At 68.2% G+C, this 2,402-nt stretch carries 2 protein-coding genes; one reads left to right on the top strand and one right to left on the bottom strand.

Going from position 1 to position 2,402, the window contains the following annotated elements:
* Positions 1 to 430 (bottom strand): SRPBCC family protein (locus G6031_RS15865; protein WP_182653784.1); only part of this gene is annotated, 430 nt, incomplete at its 3' end.
* Positions 431 to 714: 284 nt separating this feature from the next.
* Here G6031_RS15865 and groL point away from each other — a divergent pair.
* The gene (gene groL / locus G6031_RS15870; protein WP_179523441.1) at positions 715 to 2,337 is read left to right on the top strand and encodes a chaperonin GroEL; all 1,623 of its coding nucleotides are present in this window, start codon (positions 715 to 717) and stop codon (positions 2,335 to 2,337) included.
* Positions 2,338 to 2,402 lie beyond the last annotated feature (65 nt).

Consider the following 2,402-nt stretch of genomic DNA (forward strand, 5'->3'; position numbering starts at 1 on the left):
ACACGCCCCTGTCCATCTCCTTGGTGAACGAGGGCTGGCCGCCGAAGAGCTTGTCGGTGAGGAACGTCGAGATGAAGGTCAGGCCGTTCGGGACCTCACGACGTTCGGTGAGCCGGGTGCCGCCGTCGGCGGTGGGCTCGAGCTCGAAGACCCAGACCGTGGTGTTCTCGGTGATGCGGTTGGCAAACCTTCTGCCGGGCTCGAACTCGACGACACGGCTGGTGGTGGGCCAGAAGATCGGGCCGCGCTTGTTGATGTTGAGCGCCCACGTCCCGGCGGTCGTGCGGCCACCGAGGGCGACGACCTTGTGCGCCTGGCTGCTCCACTGGGGGGCGTTGCGGACCTCGGAGACGACCTCCCAGACCCGGGCCGGTGGGGCGTCGATCTCGATCGAACTCTCGATGGCGGCGGGAGCGGACTCGGTGGGCATGGATGGCCTTCCAATGGGAACGGGCTTCGATGGCGTCTCGATGGTAGGGGACGGGGCGCGACCGTGCGTGTCGTTCGCCCGCCGCGAACACCGGGCCGCACCCTTTGCACTCGTCGGGGGCGAGTGCTAGAAAAGCGGTTGGCACTCGGCTACCCTGAGTGCCAGCAACACCTGAACTGAGGTCGCAAGGTGAGGCGCGGATCTGACACGGTCCGCTCCGTCCGTCGCGGGCGCCGACGCCGACCACATACGTGTCACCCCACACCCGGAGGATGATTCACCCAATGGCAAAGATGATCGCGTTCGATGAAGAGGCCCGCCGCGGCTTGGAGAGCGGTCTCAACCAGCTCGCCGACGCCGTCAAGGTCACGCTCGGCCCCAAGGGTCGCAACGTCGTGCTGGAGAAGAAGTGGGGCGCCCCCACGATCACCAACGACGGCGTCTCCATCGCCAAGGAGATCGAGCTCGAGGACCCGTACGAGAAGATCGGTGCGGAGCTCGTCAAGGAGGTCGCCAAGAAGACCGACGACGTCGCGGGCGACGGAACCACCACCGCCACCGTCCTGGCCCAGGCGCTCGTGCGCGAGGGCCTGCGCAACGTCGCCGCCGGTGCCAACCCCATGGGCATCAAGCGCGGCATCGAGAAGGCCGTCGAGGCCGTCACCGCGCACCTGATCGCCTCCGCCAAGGAGATCGAGACCAAGGAGCAGATCGCTGCGACCGCGGGCATCTCCGCCGCCGACCCGGCGATCGGCGAGCTCATCGCCCAGGCCATGGACAAGGTCGGCAAGGAGGGCGTGATCACGGTCGAGGAGTCGCAGACCTTCGGCCTGGATCTCGAGCTCACCGAGGGTATGCGCTTCGACAAGGGCTACATCTCGCAGTACTTCATGACGGATCCGGAGCGCCAGGAGGCGGTCATGGAGGATCCGTACGTCCTGCTGGTCTCGGGCAAGGTCTCCACCGTCAAGGACCTCCTGCCGCTGCTGGAGAAGGTCATCGGCGAGGGCAAGTCCCTGCTGATCATCGCCGAGGACGTCGAGGGCGAGGCCCTGTCCACGCTCGTCGTGAACAAGATCCGCGGCACCTTCAAGTCCGTCGCCGTCAAGGCTCCGGGCTTCGGTGACCGTCGCAAGGCCATGCTGCAGGACATCGCCATCCTCACCGGTGGCCAGGTCATCTCGGAGGAGGTCGGCCTCTCGCTCGAGACCGCCGACATCTCCATGCTGGGCAAGGCGCGCAAGGTCGTCGTGACCAAGGACGAGACCACCATCGTCGAGGGCGCGGGCGACCAGGGGCAGATCGAGGGACGGGTCAACCAGATCCGCGCCGAGATCGAGAACTCCGACTCGGACTACGACCGCGAGAAGCTCCAGGAGCGCCTCGCGAAGCTCGCCGGCGGCGTCGCCGTCATCAAGGCGGGCGCGGCCACCGAGGTCGAGCTCAAGGAGCGCAAGCACCGCATCGAGGACGCGGTCCGCAACGCCAAGGCCGCGGTCGAGGAGGGCATCGTCGCCGGCGGCGGCGTCGCCCTGGTCAAGTCCGAGGTCGCCATCGACGGGCTGTCCCTCGAGGGCGAGGAGGCCACCGGTGCGAAGATCGTCAAGTTCGCGCTGAGCGCCCCGCTCAAGCAGATCGCCTTCAACGCCGGTCTCGAGCCGGGCGTCGTGGCGGAGAAGGTCCGGAGCCTCCCGGGCGCCCAGGGCCTCAACGCCGCCACCGGCGAGTACGAGGACCTGCTGGAGGCCGGTATCAACGATCCGGTCAAGGTGACGCGCTCCGCGCTGCAGAACGCCGCCTCCATCGCGGCGCTCTTCCTCACCACCGAGGCCGTCGTGGCCGACAAGCCCGAGCCCGCCGGTCAGGCGATGCCGGGTGGCGACGAGATGGGTGGCATGGGCTTCTGACCCGAGCCCACACAGTACGCCGGGCCGTGGCCCGCACCGGAGAACCCCGGTGCGGGCCACGGCCT

Origin of the sequence: Dietzia sp. CQ4 (genome assembly GCF_014145125.1) — a bacterium.
Taxonomy (GTDB): Bacteria; Actinomycetota; Actinomycetes; order Mycobacteriales; family Mycobacteriaceae; genus Dietzia; species Dietzia natronolimnaea.

Excerpts from the sequence above, each read along its gene's own strand:
- groL (WP_179523441.1), top strand. The coding sequence starts at position 715 with ATGGCAAAGATGATCGCGTTCGATGAAGAGGCCCGCCGCGGCTTGGAG.